Genomic DNA, 19,222 nt, shown 5'->3' with positions numbered 1-19,222 from the left:
CTCGACAGGAGCAACGTAAGGTGAAAGATCAAGTACCAGCAGCGATGCCGCAGTGCTTTGAGAACTGGTGTCGTCGGTTTGATGATGTATTTTCGCGTCAGAAGCAGCGGCAGGAATTTCGTGTTTATCTAGGGGGACTGCTGGGTGAGAGTCAGCGCAAAACCTGAGCCAACTGGTCACAAATACAGTAGATGGCTCCTACAACAGCCTCAGACATTTTCTCAACAATGCCCCTTGGGATGAAGTCAAGCTAAATAATCGGCGGTTGGAGGTGATGCACCAGTGTCGCCAGACGACCCCGAGTCAAGGTTTCACATTGATTGTAGATGATTCGGGACATCGCAAAAGTGGTGCGGCTACTGATGGGGTAGGACGGCAGTACATTGGGGAGATTGGCAAGACTGACAATGGTATTGTGCTGCTGACTACCTACTTGTATGATGGAGTGCGATGTCTGCCGTTAGATGTTGCACTCTATCAACACGCAAGTTTATTCGAGCAAGGCAAGGCAGACCCCAACTTCCAGAAAAACCTGACCTGGCTCTAGACTTGGTTGACCAATGCTTGAAGCGCGGTTATCGACCGGGTGTGACTGTAATTGATGCAGGCTACGGTAATAACACGCCTTTTCTCAAGCAGTTGGAGTCGAGAAACCTAACTTACGTGGCAGCAATCGCCAAAACCGCCAAGTTACTGCTCAAACATCAGGTGATGAGTCTGCTCGTAAGCAGGGATTAGAAGCTATTGCTCAAACCTTGGCAGTGGAGCAGTTCACACCTGTGCAACTCAATCTGGAGCAGCCCCGGACAGTTTGGGTGGCGCTGTTACCAGTTCACGTTCCGAAGCTCGAAGGCACTCGCTGGCTGGCGATTCAACTCAATGCCTCTAGTTTCGAGCAAGCGACGGAGGTGGATTACTTTCTCACCAATGCCTCTGACAACCAAGTCAGTGCGGCTTGGGTAGCTCAAACATATTCTGCTCGCAACTGGGTGGAGGTCTTCTATCGAGAAGCCAAGGGCTGGTTGGGTTTGAGTGAGTATCAAGTTCGGGATGCTCTGAGTATGAAGCGTCATTGGGTTTTAGTGTTCATCGCTTACACCTTCATCCTTTGGCATCAGTTGACCGGCGGATTCCGCAGACGTTGGGCAACCAAACCCTTACAAACCTTTGCCGAAGCATTGGAGGCATTCCGCACCGCAGTCGAGTTTCGTTTGGTCCGCTGGCTTAATGAGCATGTTGATGTATTTGCCTCTCACAGAGCTAAGTTCGGCTATATTTGGGCTTAGAAAGTTTTAAAGTCCCATTAGAAGAAGACGTGCTAGAAGACAGAATTGTTAAATGGGCATCGAAAGCTAATAATTTGACACAATCCGACCCATATTTAACAACAATAGATTTAATTAGTAAATGTACTGTAGAGCTATTAATAGATTTTAAGAAAACAGCTTTAAATAAATCTTTGAATTCTCCTTCTGATAGAGAAAAAGCGATGAGAGAATATTATGTATCTCATCCCAAAATTCCTCATATAGGAACTCGAAATATTTTTAAGTGGTTCTTTTATGAACTACAGCCATTTCAAGATTGGTTGAGTCAACTCGAACATTTAGGTATATCTATTCCTGCCCAACCTGAAGAAGTTAGCTTAACAAGCGATCAGAAAAAGCAATTAAAAAATTGAGAGAATCAAATATATTGTATACAATTCTTGGGCAACGAATTGTTTTTCGCTATTTCAAGATTTCTTTTAAGAGTTAGGGCTGAGCATCGTGTTCCAGAAATCTTGGATGCCATCGCTAGAAGTATCGCAAAGATGCACGTAGAAGGCTTTTTAGATAGAAATTCCGATCCTCAATTCCACCCAAAATATAAACTAGTAACTTCGCTGCTAAATCTTTCCCAGCAACTTGTATTCGCTTCTTATTTGGGTCATATAAAACGCCATACCAAAGAGACTGCGGATACTCCATGCTGCTAAATCCGCCTTCCAAGTCGAATTTTTTCAACTTCTTAAAAATCTCTTTCAATTTAAACCCTTTCTTGAAAACTAAAATTCCTAAAGCTTGTGCCAAAGCCACTTGACCTACAGGACGAAACAGCATATTTCCTTCACCCCCATCCTTTTCAAAATTGAATCGCCGCAAGCTAGGGGTGTCTTCGTCCTCTAACAGTTTGTAACTAGGAAGAGTTGTCAAACAATCGAATAACTGCCAGAATTCAGAAATTCCTGCCTCAAGTTCCCTATTTTCTGGACGCATGGGGATTAATCCTTTTTCCCACGGTTTCCAATGCGGAAACTTTTGCCCTAAATAGCGTTCTGACATGTCTTTGAGGGCTTGCAGCGTTGTCAAAACCGTTGATTTACTGGCGATTGTCGCACTATTCCAATTAATACGCGGCTTCCGATTCAATCGCTGTTCCAATAGTGGATGGCTCACAGCAATTTTTCTCGCCACAATCGAAAAGCCATCATCTTCATTCAACTGGGCTAACTGACCTTTCGTTAGGGGTGCAGCCATCAGATTGACATGGACAAAAATAGATCTTACCCTTCGCCTTGCGGCTTCGCGGGTTTCCCCAGCTGCAACTGCACAGATGAACTCGATACCAATTTTTTCTTGAGGGATGTCTTGCAAATCGCTAGAGACGAGATTATTCGCGTCTTGACTATGAGATTGCTCCACTAAATCGGCTAGTCTGATGCAAGTACCGTCAGGAGATTTATCTTTGCGATAGCGTGGGAGTTTACTAGTTTTCAACAACTCCATTAACCCTTGCGCCCCCATCAATCGATGTTGTCCATCCAGGGCGTATATGGTGACATCCGCCTCAGCAATATTTAGTAGACCGACCTTACCTTCTCGGTCTAGCGTGATAAAATCTGTAGTTGATGCGATCGCTCTACCCTGACTATCCCACTCAGTAGCTTGAGGATTATCTACCCAAGGTTGGCTAATCACCACCAATACAGGTGGAAACTTATGATGCTTCCGCGTGGCTAAATACTGTGTTAGCGGTAGTTGTCGCGACCAATCCAGAGGACGCTGTTGAATTTCGTCGATACTCTCTGCGTCAATTTCAATATTATCGGTTTCAGGGTTGTATTTTTGTCGTAGTAGGGGTAAAGCAGAGGCAAAATGTACCCGACTGGCAAACCACTCTAAAGTCACAGAACCCACAAAAGCCTCAGTCCCGCCCATCTCTGTCCTTTGTACCAGTATCCGATCCTGCTGCTGCAAGAATTTATCCAGTAGGACTGCAAAAGTCTGTTGTTCTCGTTCCCGTTCTCGCTTTTGGCTAGTCACATCAGCACTTAGATCGGTTACACTGTCTTTCATTACAATTTCTTAATATCTTGACAGAACGCATAAGTTCATTGTCTAAAACAATCAGTTTAGAGGAAACTAGTTTTTAAAAACTTTTAACGTCTAGTTTTTAAAAACCGCCAGACCATACAATACTATAATTGTCTGTGCAGCAATTTGTATTTTAACTGAGGCTGGAAGATTGTAGATCGCAACACCAACAAATTATTCCCAACCCGCGCAGGCGAGTTTTGCCTGTGTAGATGCGAATTCTACTCGCCCAGATGCGCCCGTATTTCTAGAGGTAGGCAGGATGACAATAGCAAATCAGCCAGACCAAAAAAATCAGCCAGCACGTAATGTAGCAGAGTTAGTAGAAGAAATCGAGCTACTGACGGCTGAAATACAAGAATTGTATTGTTCTGATGCTATACCCTGGTGTGTTGGTTACAGTGGTGGTAAAGATTCTACTGCAACATTACAATTAGTCTGGAATGCGATCGCATCTCTGCCAATTGAAAAGCGAACTAAAACCATATATGTAATTACAACAGATACCCTCGTAGAAAATCCAGTTGTGTCTACCTGGGTTCGCACCTCTTTAGAGCAAATGAAGGTTGCGGCAAAAGAGCAAAGAATTCCGATTGACCCTCGCTTGCTTCCTCCCAGTGTTAAAGATACATTCTGGGTCAGCATTATTGGTAAAGGCTATCCCGCACCCCGTCATAGATTTCGTTGGTGTACGGAACGCTTGAAAATTGCTCCCTCGAATCGCTTTGTTCGTGATGTGGTTAGAACAGAGGGAGAAGTGATTCTTGTCTTAGGTACTCGTAAAGCTGAAAGTACAAGACGTGCTGCTTCGATGAAAAAACATCGAGTAGGAGCATTACAGGATCGTCTTAGTTCTGATTCATATGCTGCTAAGTCATTACTTTACAATAGTTCCAGCTTGCCCAACGCGCTGATTTACAGCCCTATCCAAGACTGGCGTACAGATGAAGTCTGGCTATATCTCATGCAGTGGCAAAACCCTTGGGGATATAGCAACAAAGACTTATTTACCATGTACCGAGGCGCGACAGCAGACAACGAATGTCCCCTAGTTGTCGATACTTCTACTCCCAGTTGCGGCGATTCCCGCTTTGGCTGCTGGGTTTGTACGATGGTGAGTAAAGATAAATCAATGGAGGCAATGATCCAAAACGATGAAGAAAAAGAATGGATGCAGCCTCTATTAGATATCCGCAATGATTTGGACGTACAAGACGATCGCGATAAAAGAGATTTTCGCCGAATTTGGGGCGAAGTGCAACTATTTGAACGCAATCATCATGGCGAACTCTCAGTTGAACCCATACCTGGTCCCTACACTAAATATTGGCGAGAACATTGGCTGAGACGAGTCTTAGAAGCACAAACCCAAGTTCGCCGTACTGCACCAGAAAATATGCGTGAAATCACCCTAATTACTAATGAAGAATTGAGCGAAATTAGAAGAATTTGGCTGGAAGAAAAACACGAATTTGACGATAGCCTCCCCCGTATTTATGCAGAAGTGACGGGCGAAAGTTTCATTGATATTCGTCCTGGTGCAGATTATAGCCTTTTGGGTAGCGATGAATGGAACGTCCTAGAAGAAATTTGTGACGGGGATGCTATGCATTTAGAATTAATGGCAAAACTTTTAGATACAGAACGCCAATTTCGCAAAATGGCAAGGCGTGTAGGTATTTACGATGCGCTAGAGAAATGTTTTAAAAGTAGTTCTCGTTCTCAAGATGAAGCAATTAAAAATGCTCATTTCAAGCGAGATTTAAAGGATGCTGTTGGTAAAGGTGATGTTGATAAGGTGAAGCAGCTAACTTTAGGGGATGCAGTGGATGTAGAAGATGATAAGCCGATGAATTGGGGAAATTTTAAGTTTAAGAATAAGGGTTGAGAAGATATTGGGCGATTAGAAATCGCGGCTACACAAACGAAACCCGCCTTCGCGGGTTAAAGAAAAATGAGAGCGAATTTTACGCAGTTATATGTACATTGTGTTTGAGCAACTTGGGATAGACTACCATTGATTACGCCTAATATTCAGAAGTTAGTCTATGCAACAATTATTCGGGAATGCGAACAATTAAAGTGTACTGTAATTGCTGTTGGGGGTATTGAAGACCATATACATTTGTTAACAGGTTTTCCACCAACTGTAAATATCTCCGAACTAATTAAACAAATTAAGGGAAGTTCCTCACATTTTATAACTCATGAAATTAAACCGAATGAGTTTTTTAAATGGCAAGGCAGTTATGGAGCTTTCACGGTTAGCTATAGCAAGATCGATCGCGTAACTAACTATATCAGAAATCAAACAGAGCATCATTTGCAAAAGTCAATAATCCCATCATGGGAATTATCCACTACATAACAGGTGAAATTTATCTTCAGTTCGCGTTCGTGCAGCTTTCCCGCAAGGTTAGGCGGACTTCGCCTGTGTAGACGCGAATTCTATTCGCCCTTTGCTCGCTCTCATAAGATGATTCATGAGATAATTTCTTCTAGTCCGCGAAGGCGGACTTCGCCTGTGTAGACGCGAATTCTATTCGCCCTTTAATACCAAAACCCCTATAAAATGATCCTACTCGAACTTGTATTACAAAACTTCGGTCCATATCAAGGCACGCAAGTCATTAACTTAAGCCCTTTTAGTGAAACTGAAACTGAGGATATCTCGCGTCCATTCTTCTCTTAGGTGGAATGAATGGCGGCGGAAAAACAACTTTAATGGATGCAATTCGCCTCGCACTTTACGGACATCGCGCTCAATGTTCTACCAGAGGTAATTTAAGCTATAGCGACTTTCTAACCCAATGCGTTAACAGCCATACACCACCGACTGAAAAAACTCGGATTGAATTAGCTTTCGGACATATTGAAAACGATAAACCTGTCATCTATCGAATTGTCAGAACTTGGGAGAAAAATCCTAAAGACGGCAAGGATGTTTTAGGAATTTTGAATGATGATGAATGGCTAAATAGTGGCTTAGTTAGCATTTGGGACGAATATATCGAAAACTTCCTACCTCTAGGAATTTCTAATTTATTTCTATTCGATGGCGAACAAATTAAAGAATTAGCAGAACAAGAAACACCTCCACTTGTAGTAGTTGAGGCTATTCGCGGATTATTAGGCTTAGAACTATCTGAACGTTTAGCAGTAGACTTAGAAATTTTAGTAAATCGCAAACGTAAAGAAATAGCTGATGCAAAGGATGTAGTAGATTTAGAAGAAATAGAAGAAAAATTGAAGGTATTGCAAGACAAACAAAATGGAGAAAATTTCCATTTAACATCTTTGCAAGAAGAACTAACAATAGCAGAAAAAGAACAGCAAGAAACATTTAACAAATTTCTTGCTGAAGGTGGTAAAATAGCAGCCGATCGCAGTCAATTAGAACAGCAATATCAAGCCAAAAACGCAACAGTAGAAACAGCGCGTCAAGCAATGAGAGAATTAGCGGCTGACGTGCTACCTCTTACCTTAATTACACCATTACTAGAACAAGCGCGATCGCAAGCTGAAATCGAAATTCAACAAGCGCGATCGCAAGTAGCACAGGATATATTATTAGAGCGCAATCAACGTTTGTTGCAAGAGATTTCTCAGATAGATATAACAACAGAACAATTAGATAAAATCAAAATATTGCTCGAACAAGATGTAGAAATATTTGATGAAACGTCTCTACAAGAATCTTCTTGGTTGCAAAGCGATCGCGAAACGCTAGATGACTTGACTAATTTACTCAATTCTGCTTTGCCGATTGCGAAAAACTCCGCGCAACAGCAGCAAATGATACTCAAACAACAAGAAGCAGAAATCGTCGATCTCGAAAGACAATTACAAACAGCAGCCTCGCCAGAAGCTTATCAGCAATTAGTGGAGACGCTACAAACAGCACAAAATAGAGTTACAGATATAAAAGCAAATTGTGAAACAGCCAAACACAGAATTTTAGAATTAGAAACCGCGATCGCGCAAACGAAAAAAGACTTAAACGAATATACTGAACAAACCATCGATCGTAAAAATACCGAACATATTATTGCCTCTGCATCAAAAGTATAAGAAACTCTCAAACTTTTTCGCGAACGCTTAACCCTGAGAAAACTGAATAAATTAGAAGTAGAAGTAACAGAATGCTTCCACTATTTATTGCATAAATCAGATTTAGTGGATCGAATTGCGATCGCTACCAATACCTTTAGCCTTTCCCTCTACGACTTACAAGGGAAACCAGTCCCCAAACATCGCCTGTCAGCCGGAGAAAAACAACTCCTCGCGATCGCATTTTTGTGGGGACTCGCCAGAGTCTCTGGACGACGCTTACCCATCGCCATCGATACCCCCCTCGGACGCTTAGACTCCTCCCACCGCCAAAATCTCGTCGAACGCTACTTCCCCTCCGCCAGTCACCAAGTCATCCTCCTTTCCACCGACACTGAAATTGGGGAAAAAGAAGTCCACACCCTACGCCAAAACGAAGCGATCGCCCGCGAATATCTTCTAAAATACGATCCAATAGAAAGACAAACAACGATAGAACCTGGTTATTTTTGGTAACAGGTAAGTCAAAAGTCAAAAGTCAAAAGTTAAGAGTTAAGAGTTATAAATGACCAATTACCAATTACCAACTACCAACTACCGCTATGGAACCTCCCATCAACCGTATCTGCCTGTCCCAAACTGCCAAAGAACAACTGATCAAACTCAAACGCAATACCAAGATCGACCAATGGAACATACTGTGTCGTTGGGCGTTTTGTCGTTCTCTCGCCGAACCTACCATTCCCTCACCCGTACCTATCCCTACAGATAGCAACGTAGAGATGACTTGGCGCGTATTTGGGGGAGAAATGTCAGATGTGCTGGCGATCGCGCTCAAACAACGCTGCTATAACGATAATCTGAGTATAGATAAAGAAACTCTTGCCAGCCAATTTCGCTTGCACCTACACCGGAGTATCGGTTATCTGGCAGGAGATCCTAATCTAAAGAAAATAGAAGACTTAACTGCCATTGCCCTACAGCCTCATGGTCGAGTCTAACTACCTTGCAACTGTACCGGAAATCGAACGCCATCGGGCGGCTATTTACCGTGTAGAGATATCTCGCCCCGTGCGAGCGGCAATAGAATCCTCAATCTTAAGTAACGATACCACGTTTTTTGATTATGGTTGCGGTCATGGAGGAGATATCGATCGCGTTGCCAACTTAGGATACACTAGCAACGGTTGGGACCCTTATTACCGTCCTAATGCCCCACGCTATGCCGCAGATATTGTAAACTTAGGCTACGTTCTCAACGTGATTGAAGATTTGGAGGAACGCCGCCAAGCCTTAATTCGCGCCTGGGAACTCACCCGCAAAGTTTTACTCGTCTCAGCGCAAGTCCTGATTAACGACCGCAGCAGCAATCAAATGGCGTATGGTGATGGCATTGTGACCAGACGCAACACGTTTCAAAAATATTACGACCAGGAAGAACTGAAAAGATATGTTGATGAAGTCCTGAACGTCGATGCAGTCCCAGTCGCATTGGGAATCTATTTTGTCTTTCGAGACGAACAAGAACGGGAGAGTTTCAAAGCTTTACGCTTTCGTTCTCGCGCCACCACACCGAGAGTAAGCATTCCCAGCAAGCGATTTGAAGATTATCAAGAACAACTCGCGCCATTGATGGCTTTTGTGACTGAAAGGGGACGTTTACCCCTCAAGGGTGAGTTAGCAGAGGAAGCAGAATTCATAACTGAGTTTGGCAACTTCCGCCGCGCCTATAATGTTATCTTACAAGCCACAGATGAAGCAGAATGGGATGCGATCGCTTATCGTCGTTCTCTCGATATCCTGGTATACCTGGCTCTGACACAGTTTAGTCAGCGTCCTAGTTTTATAAATTATCACCTGCACTGCGCCACGATATCAAAGCTTTTTTTGGCAGTTATCAAGAAGCTTGTGAGGTAGCAGATAATAAGCTTTTCAGTTTGGGGAAGCCAGGAGTTATTACTAAAATCTGCCAGCAAAGCAAGATAGGAAAGCGTTTACCAACAGCCTTATACGTCCACATCTCTGCAATTGAAGAATTAGATCCGTTGCTGCGGATTTATGAGGGTTGTGCGAGTCGGACTATTGGAAGGTTGGAAGATGCTACGCTGGTGAAGTTTTGTATGGATAAGCCCAAGATTTCTTATTTGTTTTATCCAGATTTTGATACAAATCCTCATCCAACTTTACATACAAGTATGCAAATTCATTTGCCGGATTTGAAGGTATTTTATCGCGATTACGATCGCGCTGCTAATCCGCCAATTTTGCACCGTAAAGAAACATTTGTCAGCGAACGTTATCCTTTGTACGAACAGTTTGCTAATTTGACTCGCCAAGAGGAAGAGTTGGGGTTGTTGAGGAATTCTCGCGAAATTGGGACGCGGGATGGGTGGTATAGGCGGTTGGAGGAATATGGGGTAGAAATTCAGAACGATCGCGTGGTGTTTGTTAATTCGTAGGGGAGAGTTTTAGTTTGGTTAAAATCTCGGTTTTTATACTAGTTTAAATTGGGGTCACGCCAAGACGCAGAGGCGCAAAGAAGAAAGTTGAAGGTATAGTTTGTGCGAGATAATTTTTGTCTATTGAGAATCGCGATCGCGTTGAATGGCTTGTTCTATAGCTATTTTTTCTTTGACTCTCTGAGTATAAGGTTTCAGTTGTTTTAAACTCCATCCTGTTAGCATACTTAAATTTTCTAAAGTCATGCCTTTCATTAACATTTCCACGCACCATGTTTGTTGAGTTTGGACGATAGCTGGTGCTTGTCCCTCTGGCGTGAGTAATCCTTTAGTAATTATCTGCCAGCGCTGCTGAATTTCTATTTCTGATATTGGTAAACCAGCATCATTTAAAAATAATGCTGCTCGCTCGTCTTTACGACTTTTGAGCCATTGAGTCAAGGGGTTGCGAGTGTAAGAACCGTATCGCTTACCCAAAATCCATTGATTGACAGGAACTTGTCGCGCCGAACCTTGAGTAACTTGTAATAAATAGCGATCGCGATCGATTATTTGATGAACTCTTTCTAAATTGGCAATTTCTAACGCTGATAAACCCGTGGCAAATAAGACATACATTAAGGCATAATCTCGTAGTTCAGTTTTTTTAGCTCTTTGGAGAATTAAATGGACTAAATTTGCTGGTAAATCTATAATTTTCTCTCCACTACTTTCAGCCTCAACCTGGTTTAAGAATAATTCAACTAAACTTTCTAAAAACTCATCTCTACTCTGCCAAAGTGCTTGGCATCCTGTTGTAAATTGAATCGCTGTATATCCTAATAGCAAACTGTTGAGTAAGCTAGCTAACTGGGAAACTGGTAAATTAGTTTGTAATTGTTCCCGCTCGATGACAGTGGCAATATACTCAGCTACATATTGATTTGCTTGAGTTAAATATTCGCCAATCACTTGCTGGTGTTCGCTGGAATAGCGCCTGGATTCACCTACCACAGATAATACCAACTCTGGCACTTGCTCTAAAGCCTGCAAGCGATCGCTAGCATAGTCTTTGAGTGCCTGATGCAAGCTACTTGTTTGACTCGCTTTCTCGCGCAGGGATTCGCCAAAATCTTTAAATACTGCTGATTCTGAGATTGCTGCTAGCAACAACCCTTGCTTGTTGCCAAAATGCCGAAATAGGGTGACTTCGTTCACCTGCGCTAGTTCGGCAATCTGCCGCGTTGTCGTCTCAGTGATTCCCTGAGTCGAGAACAACTGCAAAGCTGCGTCAATTAATCGCTGTCGAGTGGAAGTTAGTTGAGTAGCCATAAGATAGAGATTTATCAAATCGTGCAAGCAGTACTTGCAATTCTATTTTTGCGTTGTTAAGCTGAGGGTGTAAGTAGCACTTGCATTTCTTGACAAAGGATTTGTTAAGTGCTGAGTACTGAAAGTAGAGATTATGACTATAGGCTCAGTCGCGGAGAGCAAACAGCCGCTTGCTCTCAGCTGGATCAATGTGGCGTTTTTCGGTACGTTTCATGTTGTAGCAATGCTCGCTCCCTGGTGTTTTTCTTGGTCGGCTTTGGGAGTGATGATATTTCTTCACTGGCTATTTGGCAGCATTGGGATTTGTTTAGGCTATCACAGGCTCTTAAGTCACCGCAGTTTGCAAATAACACCGAAGTGGCTGGAATATGCGATCGCCTTCATCGGGGCGCTTGCCATGCAAGGGGGACCCATCTTTTGGGTAGCGGGACATCGACAACATCACGCTCATACAGAAGATGTAGATAAAGATCCTTACTCTTCTAAGCGGGGTTTTTGGTGGAGTCATATGCTGTGGATTCTGTACCCGCGATCGGAGTTCTATATCTACGAGAATTACTGCAAATTTGCCCCCGATCTCGATCGCGACCCGTATTATCGTTGGTTAGATCGCTACTTCTTACTGTTGCAAATTCCATTAGCGGTATTGTTATACCTTCTCGGCGGCTGGTCTTTTGTCATCTATGGTGTCTTTCTTCGCGCCGTATTACTCTGGCACAGCACTTGGCTGATTAACTCGGCGACTCATTTATATGGTTATCGTCATTTTGAGGTAGAGGACAATTCTCGCAATCTTTGGTGGGCAGCACTTTTGACTTATGGCGAAGGTTGGCACAACAACCACCACGCTCAGCCTAATGTAGCACCAGCCGGACGGCGGTGGTGGGAAATCGATATGACATGGTGGGCAATTCAGACTTTACAAGCTTTAGGATTGGCTAAAAAAGTCGTGTTACCACCAACACAAAAGGTAAAAGTTTAGCTCGTCGATCTCCCAACTAAGTTAAAAAGGGGCGATTAGAAATCGCCCCTGCTCCCTACTCCCTGCTCCCTGATTTAACGCTACACTGCATGAGTGCGAGTTAATTTCAGTACGCGATCGCCCATATGCACGTCAGCGCCGAACTTTTCACCGTCAGCAAGCGTTTTCCTCTGACAATTAGTCGCGGAACGACAGCCCAAACGACAAATGTGTGGGTGAAAATCGCACAGGATGGAATTGAAGGCTGGGGTGAAGCATCGCCATTTTCTCTCGGAGATCGTCCTCAATCTACCGAAATGCTGTTGGAGGCAATACAAACAATTGCACCGCAGTTACAAAGTATGAATCCTTGGGAACGGCAGCGAATTGGTTCGATATTACAAACAATGCCTTCCTCTGCCCAAGCTGCAATCGATATGGCGCTGCACGATTGGATTGGGAAAAAGGCGGGATTACCCCTGTGGCAGTTGTGGGGGTTAGACTGCGATCGCATCGTGCCAACTTCGGTCACAATTGGGATTAATACCCCAGAAGCAGCCGTAGCAAGGGTAAGAGACTGGTTGCAATTTGTCGAAGTCAAAGTTTTTAAAGTCAAATTGGGCAATCCAGCCGGAATTGAGGCGGATCGGGAAATGTTAGCAGCAATCCGCGATGAAGTTCCGACTTTAGAGTTATTTGTCGATGCCAACGGCGGCTGGAATTTAGATGACGCGATCGCCATGTGTCGGTGGTTAGCCAACTATGATGTTAAATATGTAGAACAACCGCTAGCGCGGGGAGAAGAGAAACACTTACCCCAATTAAAACAGCGATCGCCTCTATCGATTTTTGTCGATGAAAGCTGTATGACAAGTCGCGATATTCCTCAGTTATCCAACTGCGCGCGCGGAATCAATATCAAATTGATGAAAGCTGGTGGTTTGTCAGAAGCAATGCGGATGGTACAAGTGGCAAAGACATTAGGATTACAGGTAATGTTGGGTTGCTATTCTGACAGTTCCCTCTCGAATACAGCCGCCGCTCACCTCGCACCCCTAGCCGACTATCTCGATTTAGATAGTCATTTGAATTTAACTGCAGAACCCTTTGTCGGTGCAATAATCCGATCGGGGCGGTTGTTGCCAAATTTCAAACCAGGATTGGGGGTAGAACGCAGTGCGGTTGCAGGCTGAAAGTAGGGTAGCCATTCTCTTACACGACGGCATTAAGGGCAGTCAAGGTAAAACAGGACTTGCCTTGTTACGCTACAGTCATGCCCAAATTGTCGCTGTTATCGATCGCCAATGTGCCGGAGAGTCTCTACCTGTAGTCTCTGGCATCAACCGCGACATCCCGATTGTCGGTGCCGTTGAGGAAGCATTAGCTTACAATCCAGACATATTAGCCATTGGCATTGCTCCTTCTGGAGGCATTTTACCGCCAGAGTGGCAGCAGGAAGTCAAGCAAGCTGTATTTGCAGGTTTATCAATAGCCAACGGATTGCACACACCCCTAGCGACAATCCCCGAGTTGCGCGATAGTTTGCGATCGGGACAGTGGATTTGGGATGTCAGACAAGAACCGCCTAACTTACCCATCGCCAGCGGACAAGCGCAAACGCTAGCTTGTCGGCGAGTGCTGGCTGTGGGTACGGATATGGGTGTAGGTAAAATGTCTGCTTGTTTGGAACTGGATCGTGCCTGTCAACAACGGGGGTTGCGTTCTAAGTTTTTAGCTACAGGACAAGCGGGGCTAATGATTGCTGGCGATGGTATTCCCCTTGACGCAATTCGAGTTGACTTTGCCGCAGGGGCAGTAGAACAAATGGTCGTGCAACACGGCAGCGATCGCGATATTGTCTTTGTAGAAGGGCAGGGATCGTTACTGCATCCAGGCTCGACCGCAACCTTACCCCTGATTCGGGGGACGCAACCGACGCATCTAGTGTTAGTCCATCGCGCCGGACAAACCCACATCCGCAACCATCCCCACGTCCCGATTCCAGCTTTAACAGACGTAGTACAACTCTACGAAATGGTAGCTAAAGCAGCAGGAGCATTTGCCGATGTCTCAGTCGCCGCGATCGCGCTCAACACATTTCATCTCGATCTTGCCACGGCACGACAGGCGATGGAACAAACTCAAGCCGAGACTGGTTTACCCTGTACTGATGTGGTACGCTTTGGAACAGAGAATATTCTAGATGCAATCGTAAAATAGCGCGGCTCGCCAATTGAGAGCGCGTCAAAATTCAAGCACTTCCGTGGGAGGGTTCCCCCCGCCCTGGGAAAGTTTTCGTGCAAAGCCACTAGCAATTTTTTGCATCTTTGCGCAACATATCTTTCAGTAAACATACGTAAAAAGACAAGTAAATTAACTATGAACTTCGCAATTTTACGCTTGATAGCTAGATCTAGATAGGTTTATGATTGTATTATTTGTAGCAGTTAAATCAATTTTTACTTAACCCGAACGAAATATTTCTACTAAGTAACGCGATCGCATGAAATCCAAAAAGACATTATTCGCTATCGGTGTAGCATTCACCAGTCTGATTGGAGTATTGTATGCGACAGCATCACTTATTTTGTTCAAGAATCTGCACCAAGCAGAAGAACGACATACTCGCCAAGCAGTAGAAGGAGTTTTAAGTGCTTTTACTCAATCCAAAAAAGATTTGAGCATCCACATTGATGATTGGGCAAGGTGGAACGATACTTATAATTTTGTCCTAGATCGGAACCAAGATTATATCGACTCTAATCTCTATCCAGCAGGATTGCTAGCACTCAAACTCAATTTAGTTCTTTACGTTCAGCCTTCAGGCAAAATAGTTTACGGGACTGGTTTTGACTTAAATACTCAGAAATATAAGTCAATTTCTCCAGCAATAAAACCTCATCTATTCCCCCAATCTCCCTTGGTGCGCCACACGACTATAGAAAGTGGCACGGTAGGTATTGTCAATCTACCAGAAGGATTAATTTTAGTTGGAGCGCAACCAATTTTGTCTAGTGAAGATAAAGGACCGATTCGCGGTTCGCTCATTTTTGGGCGTTATCTCAATGCTGGAACAATCGCCACTTTATCTAAGTCTACCCGCCTGCCGCTTTCCGTGCGTGCAATAGATCGCCCCGATCTGCCTGCTGATTTTCAGGCAATGCGAAATTTATTATCACCAACTAACAAAATTCTCGTGCGTCCGATCGGCAAAAATACAATTGCTGGTTACGCTTTGCTATCAGATATTTACGGTAAACCTGCGGCAATTTTGCGTGTTGATATCGCCAGGGAAATATATCATCAAGGTCGAACAAGTTGGTATTATTTAACAATTTTACTAGCGATTGTTGCAATAATTTTTGCTACGATTATTTTTCAACTTATAGAAAAATTGGTAGCCTCCGAGCGTAAATGGCAAGAAAGTGAAGAATACCGTCATTTAGTTGCCAAGGCTTCTCAAAGCATTTTTTTAGTCAATGCCAGTACCAAACAAATTATTGAAGCCAATGCTACATTTGAAAATTTCCTTGGGTATAAGTCCGGTCAACTACTCCATCTGACACTATTTGATTTAGTTGCGGAAAATCAAGCAGTTATAGAGCGCTTTATCTTAGCATTGCAGGTAGAGCGTTACTTTACAGGCGAACAACAATATCGCCGTCAGGATGGCGTACTAGTTGATGTTGAAATTAACGCGAACTCAATCGTTCGCAATGGCAAAGATGTGTTTTGTATCATCGTTCATGACATTACTAAGCGCAAACAAATAGAGCAACAATTACAACACGAAGCCTTTCACGATTCCCTCACGGGTTTAGCAAATCGCGCCCTATTTATGATGCGATTGGAGCAAGCACTGAGGTTGCAACAACAGCAAGCGGACTATAGTTTTGCTGTTTTGTTTTTAGACCTCGATCGCTTCAAGGCAATCAATGATAGTTTAGGACATATGCTCGGAGATCGGTTGTTGATTGGGATCGCTCAAAGACTAAGAGCGCAGATCCGCACGGGAGATACTCTGGCTCGTCTAGGCGGCGATGAGTTTGCAATGGTGCTAGAGAATTGTAGCGATCCCACCGAGATGATCAAACGGATACAACTGGTACTTAAGTTACCTTTTCGGTTAGATGGTAACGAGATTTTTGCCACCACAAGCATTGGCGCGATCGCCAATACCAGAGAATATCGCCAACCAGAAGATTTATTGCGCGATGCCGATACTGCTATGTACCGCGCCAAAGCTGGCGGGAAAGCACGGTATGAAGTTTTCGATACCTCCATGCGCGATCGCGTCGTAGCACTATTTCAATTAGAAACTGACTTGCGACGGGCAATTGACAACCAGGAATTGCATTTGCACTATCAACCGATAGTTTCGCTAGTCAACCAAAAAATTGTTGGTTTTGAAGCACTCGTACGTTGGCAGCATCCCCAAAGGGGTGCAATCTCTCCAGCAGAATTTATTCCAATTGCCGAAGAGACAGGGTTAATTGTCCCAATTGGCTGGTGGGTATTGCAGCAAGCTTGCCAGCAAATGCAACTTTGGCAAGCACAATTTGCCTTGAACGTGCCGTTCAAAATGAGTGTCAACTTTTCTGCACCGCAGTTTACTCAACCGCAAGTAGGAAAACAGATTATTCAAATATTACAAGCCACTGGACTCGACGCTAAGAGTTTGCAACTAGAACTGACTGAAAGCGTACTGATGGAACATCCTGAAGCGATCGCGGCTTTGATGGAAGAACTCAACGCTTTGGGAGTTTCGCTAGCCCTAGATGACTTCGGCACGGGTTATTCTTCCTTAAGTTACTTACAACGGTTTCCAATAAATATCCTCAAGCTAGATCGTTCCTTTGTTTGCCGAATTGGTAAATGCTATCAGAGTTGGGAGATCGTTCGCGCTACAATCATGCTTGCCCGCGCCCTAGACATGGAAGTCGTGGCTGAAGGAATAGAAACTTTAGAACAGCTTGCTCGTCTGCGAGGACTCAAATGTAAATTCGGGCAAGGATATTTTTTCTCTCAACCTGTAGATAGTACCGCAGCTGGAGAATTACTCGCCCAGCAGTTTGATAGGCTAGTTGAAGTCGTAAGTCATAAGTCGTAAGTCGTGAAGAGGGTGTGGGGTGTGGGGTGTGGGGTTGAATTGCGACTTGCTCCCCAGCAACCTTGCGCTCCCCCAGCTCTCTTTTCTCCCCTGCTCCCTGCTCCCTGATAACTGATTATGAGTTCCGATCGCTTGGCTCAATTCTTAGCAGCAAAAAACTGCCCAGATCTCCCTTTACCTTTGCAAGCACTTTGGTACGTTAAGCAGGGGGATTGGGAACGAGCGCACGTACTGATCCAAGATGAAGCTGACGCTGATAGTGCTTGGGTTCACGCTCATTTACACCGTCAAGAAGGTGACTTGAGTAATGCTCGTTATTGGTATCGGCGCAGCGGGCGATCGCCCGCTCATATCGATCTCGATCGCGAGTGGGAAGAAATCACCAAAAGTTTGTTGACAAAAGTAGCAAATGATGGATTGCTAAACCAATAGTAAATCACTCCAAAGCACTACTCAATCTCATCAATTAAGCCCATCTGAAGTAACTTCTCAAATCGAAAAAATTAACAACTCAATCCAAACTTTACTCATTTCACACAGTTTATAAATTTTATAGACTAACAGACATATGCTTGATAACCACTAGGTTGTCTTGTTGAATTTCCTCTCTGAATAATGGGCATCTGCCTACTAATAGAGTGCGGCTTTAAAGTATTATGAGATCGATATTTTGCCAAATTTATTTGCTAAGTTCTTTCAACAAAAAGTTTAAGTTTAGAAGCAAGCTTTGAAGGTTGCTCTTCTTCAAGAAGACAGCGCGAAAAATCTAAAAGAATCGTTTTGCAAATCATTTAACTTACAAACGAATATTGCACTTTGATGTATCGATCGCATCAATTTTGCCGCGAGTTCATTCTCACTGGCAACTAATAACTAATGCAGTATTTTCTTAGTCTTTAAAAAGCGAGTGTTTTGAATGGATTGATGATATCCGTTTGCAAATTGATTTAAGACGAACATTTTTTTAAGCAGGGCTTTAATTGGTCTGCTTGCTGTTCGAGCGAATTGAGCAATTGGTGTAAACAGTCGGAGGTTTTTTGATGGCAACTTCAGATAATCAAACCACATCGCAACCGGAAACTAGCTCTAACAACTTTACAGGTAATAGTAACTGGGCATTTCAAGACGGTCAGTTACAATCCAGTGAAGGCAACACCTTAGATGAAAGTAGTAACCTCTCTGGTAGCGGTGATAATCCCTTTTCTGGTGGAGATACGGAATCAGATAATAATAATCCTTTTGCTGGTGGCAATGCTGGAAACAACCCACAAGCTAGCAATCTCCCCGATAATTTGCCGTTTGGCGATACTCTTCCCTCCTTACCAGAAGTTGAAACCGACCAACCCGTACCCTTCAACAGTGACAACTTTATCTTAGATGTCAATAACTTAGAGTCCGATTCAGATTCTACTGGTAACACTGGTAGCGGCAATGGGAACTGGAACCTTGGAAGTAACAACACAACCGATGGTAATGGTAACTGGAATTTCAGCAGTGACAGTCAAACCAGCGGTAATGGGAACTGGAATTATGCCGATGGCAATACAAGTACTGGTAACGGGAACTGGAATTTTGGTACTGATAACCAAACCAACGGTAACGGCAACTGGCAATTAGGCGAAAGCAATACCGTTCTTGGTAATGCCAATATGCCCGAAGGCAGCAATAACAACATCCTCGGTAGTGGTAACACTGCCGATGTTAGTAACAGCACTCTTCTAGGGAATCGTCTTGAGATCGGCAGTGATAGTAGCGCGATCGGTAATGAAGACTGGGCTTTCCCTCTTAATAGTGACAGCGAACCGATTTCACTTGGTAGCAGCCAGCCAAGCCAAGCGATCGGCTTTGATATTAACACGGGCGTGAGCAGTTTATTTGGTTCTGGGGGCGCGACTCAAGAAACCATAGATACTGCTACAAACCTTCCAGATTATAACAACCCAAACTATACGTTCGAGGGCTTGGGCTAAAGCTT

General features: G+C 43.8%; 11 protein-coding genes and 4 pseudogenes. 13 read left to right on the top strand and 2 right to left on the bottom strand.

The genetic code is table 11. The features are described from left to right. Positions 1 to 20: 20 nt before the first annotated feature. Together N4J56_RS23975 and N4J56_RS23970 are read left to right on the top strand one after the other, a co-directional pair. Positions 21 to 1,286 (top strand): annotated as a pseudogene (locus N4J56_RS23975) (IS701 family transposase). Then, positions 1,277 to 1,681, top strand: a complete 405-nt coding sequence (locus tag N4J56_RS23970; RefSeq protein WP_317108725.1) for a hypothetical protein — start codon at positions 1,277 to 1,279, stop codon at positions 1,679 to 1,681. The pseudogene N4J56_RS23975 and the gene N4J56_RS23970 overlap by 10 nt, the downstream one beginning before the upstream one ends. 115 nt (positions 1,682 to 1,796) lie before the next feature. On the opposite strand, the gene N4J56_RS23965 is transcribed toward N4J56_RS23970, so the two are convergent. After that, on the bottom strand, positions 1,797 to 3,338 hold the full coding sequence (locus N4J56_RS23965; RefSeq protein ID WP_317108724.1) for a DGQHR domain-containing protein: 1,542 nt from the start codon (positions 3,336 to 3,338) through the stop codon (positions 1,797 to 1,799). Between the two features lie 280 nt (positions 3,339 to 3,618). Between N4J56_RS23965 and dndC the strand changes: the two genes are divergently transcribed. From dndC to N4J56_RS41265, 5 genes and pseudogenes are all read left to right on the top strand, one after another. Next, entirely contained in the window at positions 3,619 to 5,244 is a 1,626-nt protein-coding gene (gene dndC / locus N4J56_RS23960; RefSeq protein ID WP_317108723.1) for a DNA phosphorothioation system sulfurtransferase DndC, read from the top strand. Between the two features lie 66 nt (positions 5,245 to 5,310). Further along, a pseudogene (gene tnpA / locus N4J56_RS23955) lies at positions 5,311 to 5,724 on the top strand (IS200/IS605 family transposase). Between the two features lie 204 nt (positions 5,725 to 5,928). After that, a pseudogene (dndD, locus tag N4J56_RS23950) lies at positions 5,929 to 7,922 on the top strand (DNA sulfur modification protein DndD). 86 nt (positions 7,923 to 8,008) lie between these two features. Beyond that, on the top strand, positions 8,009 to 8,407 hold the full coding sequence (dndE, locus tag N4J56_RS23945) for a DNA sulfur modification protein DndE (protein WP_317108722.1): 399 nt from the start codon (positions 8,009 to 8,011) through the stop codon (positions 8,405 to 8,407). After that, positions 8,394 to 9,865: pseudogene (locus tag N4J56_RS41265) on the top strand (DNA phosphorothioation-associated putative methyltransferase). Before dndE ends, N4J56_RS41265 begins: the two are co-directional and overlap by 14 nt. Positions 9,866 to 9,985: 120 nt before the next feature. Here the strand turns inward: N4J56_RS41265 and N4J56_RS23930 are convergent. Next, positions 9,986 to 11,176, bottom strand: coding sequence for a TetR family transcriptional regulator (locus N4J56_RS23930; RefSeq protein WP_317108720.1), 1,191 nt, complete (start codon positions 11,174 to 11,176; stop codon positions 9,986 to 9,988). 133 nt (positions 11,177 to 11,309) lie between these two features. Between N4J56_RS23930 and N4J56_RS23925 the strand changes: the two genes are divergently transcribed. From N4J56_RS23925 to N4J56_RS23900, 6 genes are all read left to right on the top strand, one after another. Next, positions 11,310 to 12,158, top strand: coding sequence for an acyl-CoA desaturase (locus N4J56_RS23925; protein WP_317108719.1), 849 nt, complete (start codon positions 11,310 to 11,312; stop codon positions 12,156 to 12,158). 125 nt (positions 12,159 to 12,283) lie between these two features. Then, positions 12,284 to 13,330, top strand: a complete 1,047-nt coding sequence (locus N4J56_RS23920; RefSeq protein ID WP_317108718.1) for a dipeptide epimerase — start codon at positions 12,284 to 12,286, stop codon at positions 13,328 to 13,330. Next, entirely contained in the window at positions 13,314 to 14,357 is a 1,044-nt protein-coding gene (locus N4J56_RS23915; protein WP_317108717.1) for a DUF1611 domain-containing protein, read from the top strand. The genes N4J56_RS23920 and N4J56_RS23915 overlap by 17 nt, the downstream gene beginning before the upstream one ends. Positions 14,358 to 14,640: 283 nt before the next feature. Continuing rightward, positions 14,641 to 17,247 (top strand): EAL domain-containing protein, encoded by a 2,607-nt coding sequence (locus N4J56_RS23910; RefSeq protein ID WP_317108716.1) that lies wholly within the window; start codon positions 14,641 to 14,643, stop codon positions 17,245 to 17,247. Between the two features lie 117 nt (positions 17,248 to 17,364). Further along, a complete protein-coding gene (locus N4J56_RS23905) occupies positions 17,365 to 17,679 on the top strand; it encodes a hypothetical protein (RefSeq protein ID WP_317108715.1) in 315 nt (104 codons plus the stop codon). Positions 17,680 to 18,287: 608 nt separating this feature from the next. Beyond that, positions 18,288 to 19,217: a hypothetical protein gene (locus N4J56_RS23900; protein WP_317108714.1), complete on the top strand. Its 930-nt coding sequence runs from the start codon at positions 18,288 to 18,290 to the stop codon at positions 19,215 to 19,217. The last annotated feature ends 5 nt before the right edge of the window (positions 19,218 to 19,222 follow it).

The sequence above is a fragment of the Chroococcidiopsis sp. SAG 2025 genome, from assembly GCF_032860985.1.
In the GTDB taxonomy this organism is placed as follows: Bacteria; Cyanobacteriota; Cyanobacteriia; order Cyanobacteriales; family Chroococcidiopsidaceae; genus Chroococcidiopsis.
The sequence above is the reverse complement of the archived record's forward strand: the minus strand, read 5'-3'. Positions and strand labels throughout refer to the sequence as shown.